12 protein-coding genes are annotated in these 16,347 nt (G+C 26.9%); 5 read left to right on the top strand and 7 right to left on the bottom strand.

Features of this window, described 5'->3' with window-relative positions; genetic code table 11:
* Positions 1-5 precede the first annotated feature (5 nt).
* The 5 genes from ACODR7_RS10645 (at position 6) to ACODR7_RS10625 (ending at position 6,928) form a co-directional block, all read left to right on the top strand.
* Positions 6-857: a thiopeptide-type bacteriocin biosynthesis protein gene (locus tag ACODR7_RS10645; RefSeq protein WP_488839000.1), complete on the top strand. Its 852-nt coding sequence runs from the start codon at positions 6-8 to the stop codon at positions 855-857.
* Positions 858-1,153: 296 nt separating this feature from the next.
* Entirely contained in the window at positions 1,154-2,218 is a 1,065-nt protein-coding gene (locus ACODR7_RS10640) for a nucleoid-associated protein (RefSeq protein ID WP_488838999.1), read from the top strand.
* Positions 2,211-3,407: a hypothetical protein gene (locus ACODR7_RS10635; protein ID WP_488838998.1), complete on the top strand. Its 1,197-nt coding sequence runs from the start codon at positions 2,211-2,213 to the stop codon at positions 3,405-3,407. The genes ACODR7_RS10640 and ACODR7_RS10635 overlap by 8 nt, the downstream gene beginning before the upstream one ends.
* A 35-nt stretch (positions 3,408-3,442) precedes the next feature.
* Positions 3,443-5,305 carry a DUF262 domain-containing protein gene (locus ACODR7_RS10630; RefSeq protein WP_488838997.1) on the top strand — a complete coding sequence of 621 codons (1,863 nt, stop codon included), beginning with the start codon at positions 3,443-3,445 and terminating at the stop codon, positions 5,303-5,305.
* 102 nt (positions 5,306-5,407) lie between these two features.
* Positions 5,408-6,928, top strand: a complete 1,521-nt coding sequence (locus ACODR7_RS10625; RefSeq protein ID WP_488838996.1) for a hypothetical protein — start codon at positions 5,408-5,410, stop codon at positions 6,926-6,928.
* A gap of 410 nt (positions 6,929-7,338) precedes the next feature.
* Here ACODR7_RS10625 and ACODR7_RS10620 read toward each other — a convergent pair whose 3' ends face one another.
* The 7 genes from ACODR7_RS10620 to ACODR7_RS10590 form a co-directional block, all read right to left on the bottom strand.
* Positions 7,339-8,424: a hypothetical protein gene (locus ACODR7_RS10620; protein ID WP_488838995.1), complete on the bottom strand. Its 1,086-nt coding sequence runs from the start codon at positions 8,422-8,424 to the stop codon at positions 7,339-7,341.
* A 3-nt stretch (positions 8,425-8,427) separates the two neighbouring features.
* Positions 8,428-8,685, bottom strand: coding sequence for a helix-turn-helix domain-containing protein (locus ACODR7_RS10615; RefSeq protein WP_488838994.1), 258 nt, complete (start codon positions 8,683-8,685; stop codon positions 8,428-8,430).
* A 198-nt stretch (positions 8,686-8,883) separates the two neighbouring features.
* The gene (locus tag ACODR7_RS10610; protein WP_488838993.1) at positions 8,884-10,710 is read right to left on the bottom strand and encodes a phosphotransferase family protein; all 1,827 of its coding nucleotides are present in this window, start codon (positions 10,708-10,710) and stop codon (positions 8,884-8,886) included.
* Positions 10,700-12,589, bottom strand: coding sequence for a hypothetical protein (locus tag ACODR7_RS10605; RefSeq protein ID WP_488838992.1), 1,890 nt, complete (start codon positions 12,587-12,589; stop codon positions 10,700-10,702). Before ACODR7_RS10605 ends, ACODR7_RS10610 begins: the two co-directional genes overlap by 11 nt.
* Before the next feature lie 514 nt (positions 12,590-13,103).
* Entirely contained in the window at positions 13,104-13,718 is a 615-nt protein-coding gene (locus ACODR7_RS10600; protein WP_488838991.1) for a hypothetical protein, read from the bottom strand.
* A gap of 2 nt (positions 13,719-13,720) precedes the next feature.
* Positions 13,721-14,656, bottom strand: a complete 936-nt coding sequence (locus ACODR7_RS10595; protein ID WP_488838990.1) for a TM2 domain-containing protein — start codon at positions 14,654-14,656, stop codon at positions 13,721-13,723.
* A gap of 246 nt (positions 14,657-14,902) precedes the next feature.
* A complete protein-coding gene (locus tag ACODR7_RS10590; RefSeq protein ID WP_488838989.1) occupies positions 14,903-16,060 on the bottom strand; it encodes a tyrosine-type recombinase/integrase in 1,158 nt (385 codons plus the stop codon).
* Positions 16,061-16,347: the final 287 nt, after the last annotated feature.

The raw sequence follows: 16,347 nt of genomic DNA, 5'->3' as shown, positions 1-16,347 counted from the left end.
ATAACATGATAACCAGAAAATTTCATCCGGGAAGTGAATGGCTTTATTTCAAAGTTTACACCGGGATCAAAACTTCAGATAGTATTTTACAGGAAGTTATAGAACCATTAGTTGAACAATTACAAATTCAAAATCTTATTAATCAATGGTTTTTTATACGATATAACGATCCTCAATCCCACCTGAGGATAAGATTAAACCTTAAAAATATAACTGACCATAGCATTATCTTGGGAATGATCAATTCCTTATTTAAGGACTATCTGGAATCAGGAGAAGTCTCTTCTATCATTATGGATAGCTACTCAAGAGAACTTGAGCGTTATGGTGAAAACACGATAGAATACGCGGAGCACCTCTTTTTTAAAAGCAGCCAATTGATTTTAAACTTCCTGGAATACAGTGATGAAGAAAAGATCATTACTTCTTTATTTTATATAGATCAAATTTTATCAGCATTCAACCTATCTCTTGAAGAGAAAACAGAGTTTGCAAGGCATTCTGAAAATGCTTTCAAGTCAGAATTCAATGCAGATAAGAACTTAAACAATCAGTTAAAGAAAAAGTATAATGAGTTTTATCCTCATTACTTTGAATTTATTACCTCTGAGGAATATGAAGAAATCAGAGATTTAATAAAAAGTAATATCGGTGAAATTGTATTAAAGCCTGAAGAACTTTCAAAATTGGAAAGTGACAATATATTAAAAATAAAACCAAAAGATTTCTTCAAAAGCATTTTTCATATGCATATCAACAGGTTGTTTATTTCCCATCAAAGATTATTTGAGATGGTGGTTTATGATCATTTATTCCGTCTTTATAAAACAAACAGAGCCCATTCTCTGAAAAAATAAATATGAATTTTGTAAAAAATAAAAAAACCGCTCACATGATGTAAGCGGTTGATTTTCTGTGGTCCCACCTGGGCTCGAATATTTTTTATTTTTCTCTTTATTTATGGGGTTTTATAGCGATTGTGATTACAAAGGGGAAAGTATAGGGGAAATTTTTCTTTAAATCATGTAAAAATACATTTAGAGTTTCTATAATTATTTTCGAAGACTAAAAAATAAATTATGGTAAACCGTAAATGCTACATTTACTAATGTTTGTATATTTGAAAAACTAATCGAATGTAAACAATTTAAATATGGCAAAAAAATTCGAGAAAATTGGAGAAAATTTAGAAGTCAAAAACATAGTAATCCATCAGCTATTAAAAGATGCTGGAAATAGACTTGTTAATCCTAAGGCTGCTGATAACTTATTAACAATTGGAGAAAAGGAAAAAACATTTCTTGGAAATCTTGATAAGTCTTATCATAAAAAATCTAGTCCAATTTATGGGATTTTTGCGGAAGAAAACCCCAAGTTTAGAGATTGTTTAATTGATTACATTAATAATGACTGCCAATTTTATGATTTTTCCATTAATGTGATGAATCATTATAAAATTGTATTAGAAAATACCGTAGCTGCAACTGGCGGTTATATGATTATATGCGAATATAGAAATATAATAACATCCAATGATCTACTTTTAATTTTAATGATTAACAACAAGGAAGGATTTGTTATTGATGAAAAAAGCTTAACATTAGATAATATTAAAAACTTAGATTTAAGTAAAGTTGATGTTGCTTGCTTAATCAATCTAACAGAATGGGTAAATATAGAAAATAATCTTCCTTCAGAGAGAAAGACATATCTATCCTTCGTTAAAGGAATGAAAGAAGTCAGTTATTATTTTATGTCATTTATTGATGTTGATAATAAAAATACGAGTACAGAATCTACAAAACGGTTAATTACTGCCATTGAAGCATACGCTGATATTGAACAGTGGGATAGAAATACAAAAATTAATAAAAAAAATAAAGTATTTACTTATTGCCACGATTGTATAGATAATAAAAAAGAAATTCTTTTATCGACAATTTCAAGTATTCTAAATCCTGATAATCCTGAGCATTTTCAAGATTTTGCTACTGAAGAAGCTTATAGAGTTAGTGAAATCATAAGCGGAGATAAAGCACGTATGAAGTTCCTGAAGACAATTACTTATTCTGATAAAGAATTTAAAATTGAGTTTGATACCAAACTAATTTTAGATAATACAATTGTCTTAGATAGTAGTGGGAACAAATTAACTATCAAAAATATTTCTCCTATATTAAGAGATAAAATTAAAGAATTGAGCAACAAAAATGCTTAATCAAATAGTTGATATAATTAATACTTCATCCTCAAAAAGCATTGAGGATAATGTTTTATTTTGCCAAAATGTAATTGACGATAAATCATTTTTAGATACACTATACAATTCAGAATTAATTGAAAATTCTGATATTGATGATTATTCAGTAGGAGATTCTATAACTTTAGAATTTTCTCTCCCAAGAATTTCTAGTATTGGTTTTTTTGAAACTAGAGAATCATTTTTAAGAAAAAATTATTACAATATTCCTAGTGATGAAATTTATATTTTTGAAAGAAGCTCTTATTTATCGGATGATTTACCTTTTCAGCAAAATTATTCCCTAATTGTTAATTTAATATCCGAAATATCCAATTTTTCAAAACATACTTATGAAGATGCAGAAGTTTTGAACGCAATTATTTTAAGAGAGGAAATTTCTTTATTTCTACCATTAAAATATTCCTATGAAGATTTAAAATCTTTGAATGTTGATGTAGCAAAGAGAATAGAACAGTTTGTTTCACTTCTCCAAACTAATGCTTTTGCAGATAAGAAAAATGTTTATTTGAACTTTTTAGTTGAATACCTAATTCCAAAAGAAGAAGATATCCGTTTTTCATTTTTAATCCAAAATTTTTATGATTACGACGATAAAGCGGAATCTAGTTATAACTATTATTTACGAAATTTTTCATATAACAAGCTGAAAGTCGAACTTGATTCAAAAGCGTTGGAATTTAATCAAAAATTACAGTCTGTTATAAATGATTCGCAAACAAAACTAATTGCAATTCCAACCGCCCTAGTATTCACTTTATCTACTTTGGACTATGAAAATATAAATTCTTTTAAAAATTATTTGTTACTAATAGGATTGATAATATTTTGTGTATTTATTCAAATCTTTATTAATAACCAAAAATCTTCTATAGGCTTCATTAGTGACAATATTCTTCAATATAAATCAACTTTTGAACAGAATAAAATTATAGAACTAGAAAAATCGTTTAGTAAGGTTGAAAAGGAAAAAATAAAACAAAGTAATAGAATACTTCTAATGCAACTTTTCCTGTGGCTATTACCCATAATAGCCATTGCAATAGTCTTATTTTTGAATACCTATAAATTAACAACGATACTTGTTATGGTTATTTATATTATATGCTCATTAGCCATTTACCTTACTTTTCTGTTTAAAAGATAATATTCTGAAAAAATATAAATAAAAAATATATAAAAATGGGACTTAAACCATATGATAGAAAAATAAGCCAAATTTTTAATAATATTCAATATGATGTTGATTTTTATCAAAGAGAATATAAGTGGAATGATGAACTTGAATATAAGCCCGTTTCATCTTTGCTTAAAGATATTTTCTACAGGTTCGACCTTGAAAAATACAACCCACATCAAGAAATCAATCAGGAAAGTACTGATAAATTAGAGTGGTACTATCTTAATACTTTTATGACAAATCTTATTAAAGGAAAAAAATATATTGTTGATGGTCAACAAAGACTAACAACTTTAACATTAGTTTCAATAGGATTATATCATTTAGCAATAAAGCATAATCTTGAACAACATATAATAGACGCTTTGAAAAACTCCATTGTAGGAGTTACTGAGTTTGGTAAAACATTTTGGATGGGCTTCAAAGATAGAAAAAATGCACTTGAAGATATTTTAGACAATAACATTGATTTTAAAAGAAGAAATGATGAAAATATTATTTCTGAAAGAAATATATATAAGAACTATTTAGTAATATTAAATAGTTTAGATACAAAGTTCGAAACGCCACATAAGTTACAAACCTTCATTTCTTATTTCAGACATAGAGTTTATCTTATAGAAATTGAAATAGACAAAGATAAAGATGTGGCAATGGTTTTTGAAGTTATTAATGACAGGGGAGTTCCTCTAAAACCTTATGAGATATTAAAAGGTAAAATTTTAAGCCAGATCGATATTGCTGATCGAGAAAAATATATTGAAATTTGGGAATCTCAGATTGAGAAAATTGAAAAAAATGGAGAAAATGAAATCGACGAATTTTTTGGATTTTATTTTCGAAGTAAATTTTCAGATAATGCAGAACAATATAGCAAACTTGATAAAACGAGATATCACAAAACTATTTTTCTGGATGAATATGATCTAAAAATTGGTTTGAAAAACAATGAAGAAAATGCAAGATATTTTGTTGCAAAGATTCTACCTTATTTTTCAGATGTCTATGTAGAAATGTTAAAATATTACCATGACTATTATAAAGATTTTGAATTTATTTACTTCAACAAGCTAAATGATATGGATGGACAATTTGTTTTGACATTATCTTCTATTGAATTTGATGACAAAATGCGGAATGAAAAATTAAAATTAATTCCAAAATATTTTGATAAATTTTTTAGTCTACTAAACTTAACTAATAGCTATAAATCGAATGAGTTTAATACGAATGTTATTACTTTATCCATTGGGATTAGAAATGTATCAATAGATTTAGCAAAGATAAACTTCGATCATCAACTACTCACAGCAGTTAAGAAAAAGCATGATAGAGAAACTTTAGATGAAGCTTTTAAATATGAGTTTTTTAAAAATGTAGGCTACAATGATTTTGGAAAAACGTTTTTAAGATATTATTTTGCAAGAATCGATCATTATATAAGTGACTTTTCAAATGAAAACGAGTATGGAAGTTATTATCAACTAGTTTCACAATCTAAGGGTGCAAATGTTTATCATATAGAACACATCATTACTAATCATGAAGAAAACTTAAAGTTATTTGAAGATGAAGAGGAATTCAATTTCCAAAGAAATAGACTTGGAGGGCTTTTATTATTAAATGGAAAGGATAATCAATCTTCAGGAGATGAACTTTATTCAGAAAAATTAAAAACTTACAATGTTGTAGGTACTTACTACGCAAGAACACTACTTCCTGATATGTATCATAAGAAAGTAACTTTTTCAAAATTTATCAAGGAAAATAACTTAAATTTTAAATCGTATGAGACTTATGGGAAAAAAGAAATTGAAGAGCGACATATTTTACTTTATGAATTAACAAAACGATTATGGGTATAAACAAAATATTAATTTACAGAAAGTATTAACTTTTTGAAGTTATAATGAACATATTTAAACCCAATTTGAGATTTGAAGGACTAATAAATAACTTATTTTAACATGACAACAATATTATCTCCTGTACCGTATAACGCTATTGAAAATGAAGATTTTATAGGCAAGACTACAATTCTTCTTGAAGCATCAAAATTTGAGCATGTTGATTATCAAGATGGTAAATTCGCTATAACATATTCAAATTGCAGATTTAGTACATTACAAATAGAAAATCAAGAAGATATTGAATTTAAAGATGTTAGTATAAGCTTTTTAAATTGTTATATAGGAGATATAAAAATAACAGAAATAACATCAACAAATATATCATTACATTTTAGCAGCTCTATAATAAGTGGAAATATAAATAATTCAAATATTAATTCTGTTGGAATTAACAATTGTATTATTGAAAGCACTATTTTTTTTCAAAACATCAACAAGTTAGACATCAGCTATACAGAAGAGAATATTTTTGCAAGAAGATGGATTCGTCTATTTAAATCAGTAAACACAACTTTTGAGCGAATACTACTAAAGAAAAACTCTTTTTTCATTAATGACTGTAAAGAATTAACTTTCCGATTTAATGAAAACAATGAGGATGATAAAACTGGATTAAAATTATCAAACAAACATACTATTGGTGAAAAAAGCCTTCATTATTATCTAACAAAAGAAGATAAAAAAAAGCTTAATATTAACCTAAGTCTAAGCAGTTCTGCTGCCAATGGACATAGAATATCAAAAATACATAATTCTATACTTAATAGTTTAACTATTAAAGGTAATTTTGAAGGAGAAGTTCAAGTAGAAAATTCAAGCATCAACAATTTTTATTTACATAATTTCTCAACAGATAAAAGTGCAATTTTCTTTGATATAAAACCTCGCACTATTTCTAATAATATTAATACAAAACTAGAACTTCACAAATCAAATTTAGATAATGTTATTTTTGATAACTTCTCATTAGCAAAATATACTGAAATTTCATTATATAGAAATAAATTTGGGCAAAGCACATCATTTATATCTTGTGATTTTCCAAATAACTTCGCAGAATTCGAAAAAATAAAAACTATTGAAAATATACATTATCCTGAAAAAAAGGATGATAATTATTACAAAAACAGATATGAAGTTTTTTTACAACTAAAAAAGATAGTAGAAAATTCAGGAAATTTTTATGAATCACAAAAGCTTCAAATGGTTTCTAATGAAGCCTTAAAACAGGTAGAATCCATTCCTGCACAAGATAAGTTTATACTGTGGGTTAATAGCTTCTCTAATAATCATGGACTTTCGATCGGCAGACCCTTTATATGGCTTATTATAGTTTCAATAATTTTTTACATTTGCTATCTTTGGACACTTGATAAAATTTTTATTTGTTCTTCAATAGACTGGAATCTTATTGGTTATTACTTTTCATTTCTAGATATAACACACAGGACTGATTTTTTAGTTAACAAAAATCAACTTAATGGTCTAAGTCTTTTTATAGACTATTTTAATAAAATTATTACAGGATTCTTTATCTATCAATTTATAGCTTCATTCCGAAAATATGGTAAAAAATAAGAACATTTACAGCTTGTATCACTACCATACTTCCAATTCTTTAGCATAAAAGTATTTGGTAATTCGTAAAAATAAAAACGTCATAATCAAAACTGATTATGACGTTAATTCTCATTCTCAAAGACGTTTTTTAAGGGATCAAACTCCTCTTTTAAGTACCATGGTAGGAAAATATATTATTAAAAAAAGAACATTGAAATTTGCCTTATTAATTAACTTCCTCATGGTTATTAATTTGAATACAGCTTGAAAAGTAAACCACTTAATGAGCTATTGCAAATTCTCTATCTTATGCTTTACACGACAGCCTAATATTATTTCATTTAATTAAACAAGAAAGTTTCCCTGCTTCATATACCTTTACCTCATATATATTTATACTTAATTTAGGTATTATATTACTCTTTATACTAAGCGTTCCTGAGTAATGAGTCAATTTTCTCGTCTAATTTAGCTCGAAATTCTTCCTTGAAACCATGTCTGAATTTTCGCTCATAATCATTATAAAAGTCTCTGTATTCTTTTTTAAACTTTGATTGCTTTTCCTTCTTCATCTGAGGCAACAATTCCTCGAAAAAAACATCTGGTGTAATACTTTTAATTCCTTGAAATTTCAATAGATTATCCATCGGCTTTTTTTCTTCGCCTTTAATCAGATCCATAACTTCTGGAGATACAACATCAATAAATTTCACCTTTTCATATAAGTGTGCTATCGAATACAAAAGATGATTCCAATTATCTTTTATTTTAAATAGATTGTTAATCTTATCATCAAAATTTTTATTGTAAAACCCACTTACCTTATCAACTTTTAACTCAAATCTTAAGAAATAATTTTTCTTAGTTACCTTATCTTTTAATTTTTTCTTGTTTTTGGATTTAACGAACAATTCATTATTATTTTCCATTTTTACTATTTTATCATAGAACGAAACTGAAAAATTACTTCCAATAAAACTTACTCCGTTTTCACTATATATATTTTTTTCGGTCAGTCCCTCAAAACTTTGAAAACAACTTAATATACCTTTCATTTTTACTGGTAAGCGAAGAGTTACACCTAGTTCAATTTGGGTAATTCTAGCTTTCCATAATAATTTATTATCTATTTGAAATTCTTTGCCATATCTATTAATTATTCTCTCAAACGATTTAGAAGCTAAATCGCCCAATACTCCAATTCCATACCAATCCTTTCTGATATTTCTATGAATAATTAATTTATTTTTAACATTATAATCAACATTTGGTAATCTCTTCGAGATTTTATATTGAACATACTGAATATATAAATATTTGCTATACTTACTAGGCAAGGTTCCCATATCATCATTCGATTCATCTTCATTAATATCATCATCTTGAATATAATTATTCCGATAAGTATAAACAATATCACCGTTTTTATTTGGTTTATTTTTAAAGAATTTCTTACTAAGAATTTCCTCGCTTAATCCTGCATTATCTACAACAAATTTTATTCTATCAACCATTTTTTATTTATTTAAGAATTTTTCAACATCGATTTTTTTTACATAAATTTTCGCATTAGTTTTTTTCTGAATGGTCTTTAGTCCCATATCTTTGTATCGGTAAAACGTTTTTTCACTAAACCCAAAATACTCACAGGCTTCTTTAACCGTCAATAATTCCTTAAAATTACATTTTTCATTGATAAGATTTCTGAGTTGTTTAATTTCTTTCTTTAATTTTCGGTTTTGTTTGAATACATACAATACTAATTTTTTATCCATTGCTTTAATTTTATTTGTTAAACAATTTTTATTTAATTAACTGCAGTAACATTAAATGCATAGATTATTTCATAGAGTCATTTGATACCAAAAACAGAAAGTACTGATTTTCAATAATAAAAATTCCATATTAAAAAAAGCGACCAAATGATCGCTTTGTCATATTATACCTAAATTAGGTTTTATTCCTTTTTGTGACTATAGCCCTAAATTTCTTGTTATATAATTTCCTAGTATTTTTGCAGAATGGCAAGCATACAATTGATTCATATTAGGGTATCTAATTTGTCTAATAGATAATAAATAAAGTGAAATATAATATTCCATTTTATTACCATCGGTCAAATCTTTAATTGCATTATTTCTTATTGTATTAATCATAAGCAATAACTCAATGATTTCTTTTCTCGTTGTGCTAGCAAAATTATAACTAAAATCAAATGTATTATGTGAAAGTAATTCTTCTTCAATTGCCTCAATTTCTTCCCTTTCCAAATAACGAGGAAAATGTTTAAATTTTAACGAAGATTCCAAAGATGTATAATCCAAAACAGCATGTCTTTTATTAGTAAATCCAAAATCAATTAGATATACATTCTCTTCATCGTCAATAAAAAAATTATCTGTATGTAAGTCACCATGACACACCGTTTCTTTATACTTTAGCTCATAACTAGATATTTTATCAAATATATCTAGCATTTCCTTACTTTTAGAGTCATCATTAAGTATTATTTTAATTGATTCTTTAATTTTACTTTTACTAACGTAATCAATATACAAATCCTTTACCTTTGTATTCTTAATTTCATTATAATCTTCCCGCCATTTATCGAAAGCTTCATTTTGACTAAATAGTTTTGTAATTATATTTCGTTTTTTCTCTATATCCTTATATGGTTCCTTAGTACTTTTTACAATGTCATTAAATGGCACTGATGATTTACTATTATCTGAAATTGCATAATTATATAATATTCCTTCATAATGTAATGTTTTAACATAGCTAGCATCTGTATAGCTTGAGAAACCTTTCCTTCCTTTTATAAAAGCACTAAAGTTATCTTTTTCTTTCTTGATCTTACCATCACTTATATATCCATACTTAACAATATAGATTTTATCATTTTCAAAATTATTAGTTTTTTTAGGCCTAATTTCCAGCACTTTTGAACCACTAAATCCTCCACTTAAAATTTTATAAAAAATCAATGGTGATTTAAAATCTGTGCATAATTTTTTTATAATCTTCTCTTCTTCAAAATTTATTTTCCCATTGGACATATAAGTAGATAATACTATATCTATTTCATCAATAAAATCATCTTTTCTATTAGTATTTTCACAATTTTCTCCAGAAATTGAATAATAATAAAATTCCTCAAATTCACTAACAAATTTATGTATCTTGCTTTTAAGGCTATCAAGAGCATCCTTATTATTCATTTTAGACATTAATAGAAAAATACATAAATAATTACTATTCATATCCAACTTTAACTCTTCCGATGGATTAAATTCATTAAAGATACATTCATAATCTTTTAATTGATTTCCAACTCTTCCCTTTAAAGGTGCAATATGATAAGTTGATTCATAAAAGAAAACTAACTTATACCCTAATTCAGTTCTTGAATTGATTAATTCTGTAATAAAATACCCTTTATAGTTAATAAAATAGTCTTGTAGCTCAATTTTTACCTTATCAAATAAATCTTTAAAGTTTACAATAGCCCTGCTTACAGCCTTTTTGTCTTCATGTAATTCTTCTAAAACTTCAGCAATTTCTTCAGTTTCGGTTAAAATTAAAAAATCAGACGGGTTAATATCACTTTCATAACCTTTTGAAAATCCAAGTTCTAAAAACTCATTAACAAAATCTAGAAATTTACTCTTCTCTGAATCGGGAATCGTTTTAAGTTCAAGCGAGATTTGTTCAGCTTTTTGAGTATCTACTTTATCAGAAAAAGCTTCTTCTTTTAATGAGTTTAATAATGCTAATTTTTCAGTTTCATTATAACTCATAATCTATATTGTATTTTTCTTTTCTTATCTTGAATGCTTTTTCTCCTCCTTCTAAAATTTTTAAAATATCATCTTTTACTGTATCTACAGTTCCTTCCTTTAATTTTTTAGACTCTTTATTTTCATAATTTAAAAATAAGTTATACTCGGAATCCGCTAAAACTGGAATATTAGGATTATGTGTTATAAAGATTAATTGTCTATTATCTTTTTGCTCTTTTATTATATTATGAATCTTTTCGCTAATATATTTGTTATCAAGGTTATCCTCTGGTTGGTCAATTATTAGAGGATTTTGAGATACAGCAAATATTATTGGTAAAACAGTAGTACATCTTTGCCCCATTGAAAGCTCATCAGAATTCTTGTAACTATCTCTTTGAGTATCTCCTTCAATTTTCAATTTAAAATCTGGTAGGTCATCACAATAGGTACTTTCAATTTTATAAATAGAATCTGAATCAAATAGATTATTTATTATAGCATTAGCTCTTTGTTCATCTATCCCAGAAACTAATTTTAATGATTCGATATTTTTATCTTGTATCGTTTTAGCAAATTGATCAGGTTTAAATGTTGTTACAATTTTATTTATCAAATCATTATATTTTAATCCCGACCCTTTTAATGCATCTCTAAGTCTATTTTCAAATTCAGTTACTATACCTGAGAATTTCAAGGTTATTTTCACATCTCCTCCCAAGATTTCGTTAATTTCCTGAACAGCAGATAGCCTTATAGAAAAAATTTCATTTTTGAATTTATTAAGTTTATCAATAAGAAGAATTCTTTCCTGAATTTGTTTACTCCTTTTTAATTCTATTTCAACAATTTCCTGCTGTAAGGTTTCTTTTTCTTTTAGCCTGTTAGTAAGAATATTATATTTTGTAAAATAATCTCTATTTTTCTCAAACTTTTGTTTTAAACTCACAAAATCAGCTTGTTGAGATTCATGAGTCTTAATTATTTCTGCATGGTGTGAATTTAGAAATTTTCTACTATCATCTATTAAAGTTTCAATTTCAATTAATTTACTATTTATTAAATTATTATTGTTTGAAAGTTGCTCAATGTAAGCATGTAATTTATCTTTATTTAAATAATTTTCCTTATTCAAAATTGCGCTCTCAAAATTATCTTTAAGATAGTCCTGAAATGATTTTAATTGATGATGTAAATCTAAATAAAGTGAGGATGTTTTATTGAAAAAACGCTTTTCATCAGTTCTTTTTTTCTCATTTATATCAGCATTTTCAAATTCATCCTTTTCAGATGCTTCTATGTTTATAGGCTCGCTACTCTTAAATTCTTGAAACTCTTCTTCAATATTTCCATATTGCAATAAAGAGTCTTTTATTTGATTTATTCTGAAAGTAGTGCTTTTGATATTTTGTGCATTTTCATCTAAAGAAAATTGTACTTTATATAATTCTTTAAATATAATATATAATTGTGCCTTATTTTTCTTATCAATAAGCTTTAATCTATCAATTGGGGATCTGCCTATTTCTTCTATCTGATTAGTTTCATAAAAGTCACACTCAATATCTTCAAAAATCCTTAAAAGAGAGATAAAATCTTGATTTGGTAATTTATATGGTTGAGGCTCTTCATTAAATATTTTCACAATACGGTAGAGAGAACCATCATTAGATTGCATTTCTACAATAATTTCTCCGTTCCCTAAATTACTTTTTAATATGTCATTAATTTTACCTATTTGAATATCTGGACATAATGCAGATTTTAAAAAAAATAGAATAGTAGATTTACCAGTACCTCTCCCCCCCATGATACAATTCATTTTTTCATTAAATTGAATCTTTAAATCTTCAAAGAAAGGAGAATTTTTAATCTCAATAGATTTAATACTTTTCATGTTTTAGTCTTTTAAATTTATTTTGTAAAAGTTAAAAAACTAAATGATATTTCCATGTGGTTTCCCGTATTTTTTATAAAAAAACAATATTATTCTCTTGTTTCAAATTTATACAAACTTTATAGGGCTTATTTCTTCTTACATTAAATCTTATAATTTACTTTATTATTCAGTAAATTGCTCACTATACTTTTTTGTTTTATTGATGTGACAACATAAATTTATTTTCCGAAAATAGAATAAGGATATTTTTATACAAATAATTTTAAATTGGATTTCAGCATTTTTAAAATTTCTCACTTGTATTACTCAATCTCCAACAAGATTAAAAACGTATTTTCACTGAATAGTAGGACTTTTTCCCTTTCGGGCTTCATAGAGCCTTTTCAGGTATCCATTACTTGCTTCTTCTTGTATTTGAGCAATATTATCACTTCTATTTTACTTGACTATTTAGTAAAACATATCATGCTTTTACTTGCTCTCGACTTGCTTTATTTTCCTTACAAAATTCTTATTTGTAATATTTGATTTTCTCAGCTTTCATAAACCCCTCCAAATTTCTAAAAGTGATCTTATCTAAACTATGGGTAATACTCTGAATATACATCTTGCTATTTTTGCATTTTCTGGAAGTAAAATCAATAACATTACCATTATCATCTTTGTATGTTTCGACCTTTTCTAGTTTTTCAGATTTTACATTGAGATAGGAAACATAATACTTGACCTGATTCGCACAGGTTGTATCTAACAAAAAGAAATCAAGGCTTTTCTCAGCTCCAATCAAAATTCCTTCTCCGTTGAAGTAATAATCATAAGATGTTTTGCTATCTCCAATATGTCCCCATAAATCATCAGATTTACTGATATAGATTATTTTATTATTTTTTCTTATGATTTTATAGAACATATCCCATTGAAGCTCAAATTCTTCAACAGGGTTATCAGTTTTACTTTGCTTTAGTCTACCGTCGGTCAGTTTAACGTATTCTATAACTTTTGACGTCTGATTTTTTAAAACTCCTTTCACAAACAATTTAGTCTGCTTAAGTTCATTTTCATAAGAGTTTTGGGAATAAAAAACTGAGAAAATGCACAGATTGATAAGTATGATTAATTTTTTCATGGTTAATTGATTTGTATTGAGTCTTCTTCCAATTTTTCATTTTTCCTATTGTGGAATTCATTACGGTAAATTTCGTCTGAATTATACTTAACATCGGAATTGTTATGTGTATTTTTATATGCAGGTTGATAGGATTCATTAAGTCTGGCTGATTGCTTTCTTTCTTTAAAGATTTCCTCATATTTCAGACTTTCATCTTCAAATACAACCTTTGTTAATCCAAATATTCCGTATGCCGTGATGAGGTTTTCTTTTGAATTTTCATCTCTGAATACCAATTTCCGTAGAATTACAAAATCCTCCTCATAAACACCTATATTTTTATATCCTTTTTTTGAAATACTATTCACAATAAAATTTTCAGAACCCTTTATACTAAACTCTTCTCCAATAAAAATATTTTTAAACGTTTTTATGAGTTGAGGTTGCGAAATCATAATTTCATCAACAATCGTATTCTGCATTTTAGCCCGATCAGGCTTTAAGAAGAAAGCAGAAACGCTAAACAGGATGATTATACCAACGATTATATAAAATGAATAACCTTCTCCCGATTGCATTTTCTGAGTTATGTAAAGGTCATTTACAGCCTTTCTATTAACGTCTTTATCACCTGAATCCCGAACCTCATCAGGAAACATGATCGAAATATCCCGTAATATCTCTAAGGCAAGATCATTATTGTATTGTTCAACGATTTTAGGAATCCTGAAGAGGTCAATAATTGCCCAGATAAAAAATCCTCCCACAGTAAGAATATACAGTATCAGCCAACCCCATTTTTTAAGGTAGGCGTAATGCCATCCTAAAAGAAACCAAAGCAGGTAAGATATTCCTACAGATTTCTTTTGCCTTTCAAATTCGCTGATGAAGATTCGTTGTTGCTCTGAATTCAGCTCTCGAAATTTTTTCTGAATCAGATAAGAAAAGTTTCCCATGATTATTAGTAACCATTCAGTTCCAAAACGGTAGTTTTATTCATAGAAAAAGCGTGGAACTTTAAGCCAATCCGTACAAGAGGTACCGCTAAGAACCCGATAACCAGATATGACTTATCGCCCACGCCAATAGATGACACGGGCGTAAGCCTATCGAATTTGGTTATCTAAGAAGTTTAGCGGTTTTCTTGTACCAATGCGATAGCTTACGCTTTTATGTTAATTATATTTTTATCTTCTACGAAATTACGATTTTTTACCGTAACTAAAGTTTTTCATAGCATCTCTAAGGATGGAAAAATTAGAATTAGTATATATTAAAGTATTGGAAATATTTTTATGACCTAATAATTTACTCACTAAAGGTAAAGGAATATTGTACGAATTCACTAAGCTACTCCCAAACGTATGTCTGGCGAGATGAAAATGAACTCTTTTATTAATCTTAGCTAAACCAGCCAAATCCTTTAATTTATTATTAATAGTCTGATTAGTAATACTGGGGAAAATCTTCTCATCTTTCTTTTTACCGATTATATATTTACATAAGACCTTTTTAGCTTGTGCGCTAAAAGGAACTTTTAAAATATCATCCGTTTTCTTTTGAACGATTGAAATTACCGAATTATTTAAATCAACATTTTTAACTAATAATTGATCACAATCACTAAATCTCAATCCAGTATAACAAGAGAATAGAAACATATCTTTTGTTAATTTATACTTTTTAATTTGTTCTTCATCCAATTCTAGATTTCTTAAACGTACCACCTCTTCCTCATGTAAAAACTCATCATTCACTTTTGGCCCCTTAAACTTAAAGTTATTATACGGAGAAAAACTAATTTTCTCCATTAAGTAAATTTGATGAATAATAGATTTCAGACACTTGTGCATATTATAAACAGCACCTCCTTCTTTCAGATCCAATTTTTTCAAATATGTGTCAAAGCCTTTCACAAAATTATAGTCAATATCTGAAGTATAAATATTCGACTTATAACTTTTAAGTCTTTTTCTTAGTAACGAATATTTATAAGATGTAGCTTCTTTAAGCCCTTTAGCTTTGACAATTTCATCAAAAAGTTGATAGAAATCATTGTCACTTTTTCCTTTGAAATACCGATCAATTAAATCAAACGTAATAGATACTCCTCCAGCTTCTTTTAAGCTACAATGCGCTTCTAAGTCTGATTTTATTTTATTCAACTTAACATTTAAACTTTTAAATCCTTTACCAATAGCTTTGGAGTTTTTATCATCCCAGAACTTAGGATCAATAGATTCTTTTAAGCCTATCTTCTTTGAACGAGAATTAATGATGATTTGTAAAATCAGTGGGTTTTCTCCTTTAGCATTTTGTTTATCAGTTCTTCTGACAATTTTAATTGAATAGTTATTCATAACGAAAATATTTGTTTGTTTATATTTTCAATAACTATAGTAGAGATTTTGAAGAAGAAAAAATCAGCTAATTTAGGTATAATATTTCAAATAATAAAATTTAATTTATTGATAATCAATATTTTATATTTTATTTTCATTTCACAGTCTAAATTCACCCTAAGTCATATTATACCAGAATGGATCAGTCTCAAAAGTTGGGGGGAATATTTAATAGGTTTATCTTTGCCTAATGCTAAGCGATCACGACCTTCTTAAATTATTACTTCCAGAATTTTTAATTGAAC

Source organism: Chryseobacterium sp. FG46, assembly GCF_057809135.1.
The sequence above is the reverse complement of the archived record's forward strand: the minus strand, read 5'-3'. Positions and strand labels throughout refer to the sequence as shown.

Bases quoted from the DNA above. Each gene is read 5' to 3' on its own strand.
- ACODR7_RS10620 (WP_488838995.1), bottom strand. From the start codon at position 8,424: ATGGTTGATAGAATAAAATTTGTTGTAGATAATGCAGGATTAAGCGAG.
- ACODR7_RS10590 (WP_488838989.1), bottom strand. From the start codon at position 16,060: ATGAATAACTATTCAATTAAAATTGTCAGAAGAACTGATAAACAAAAT.
- ACODR7_RS10615 (WP_488838994.1), bottom strand. From the start codon at position 8,685: ATGGATAAAAAATTAGTATTGTATGTATTCAAACAAAACCGAAAATTA.
- ACODR7_RS10600 (WP_488838991.1), bottom strand. From the start codon at position 13,718: ATGAAAAAATTAATCATACTTATCAATCTGTGCATTTTCTCAGTTTTT.
- ACODR7_RS10640 (WP_488838999.1), top strand. From the start codon at position 1,154: ATGGCAAAAAAATTCGAGAAAATTGGAGAAAATTTAGAAGTCAAAAAC.
- ACODR7_RS10605 (WP_488838992.1), bottom strand. From the start codon at position 12,589: ATGAAAAGTATTAAATCTATTGAGATTAAAAATTCTCCTTTCTTTGAA.
- ACODR7_RS10610 (WP_488838993.1), bottom strand. From the start codon at position 10,710: ATGAGTTATAATGAAACTGAAAAATTAGCATTATTAAACTCATTAAAA.
- ACODR7_RS10645 (WP_488839000.1), top strand. From the start codon at position 6: ATGATAACCAGAAAATTTCATCCGGGAAGTGAATGGCTTTATTTCAAA.
- ACODR7_RS10625 (WP_488838996.1), top strand. From the start codon at position 5,408: ATGACAACAATATTATCTCCTGTACCGTATAACGCTATTGAAAATGAA.
- ACODR7_RS10595 (WP_488838990.1), bottom strand. From the start codon at position 14,656: ATGGGAAACTTTTCTTATCTGATTCAGAAAAAATTTCGAGAGCTGAAT.
- ACODR7_RS10635 (WP_488838998.1), top strand. From the start codon at position 2,211: ATGCTTAATCAAATAGTTGATATAATTAATACTTCATCCTCAAAAAGC.
- ACODR7_RS10630 (WP_488838997.1), top strand. From the start codon at position 3,443: ATGGGACTTAAACCATATGATAGAAAAATAAGCCAAATTTTTAATAAT.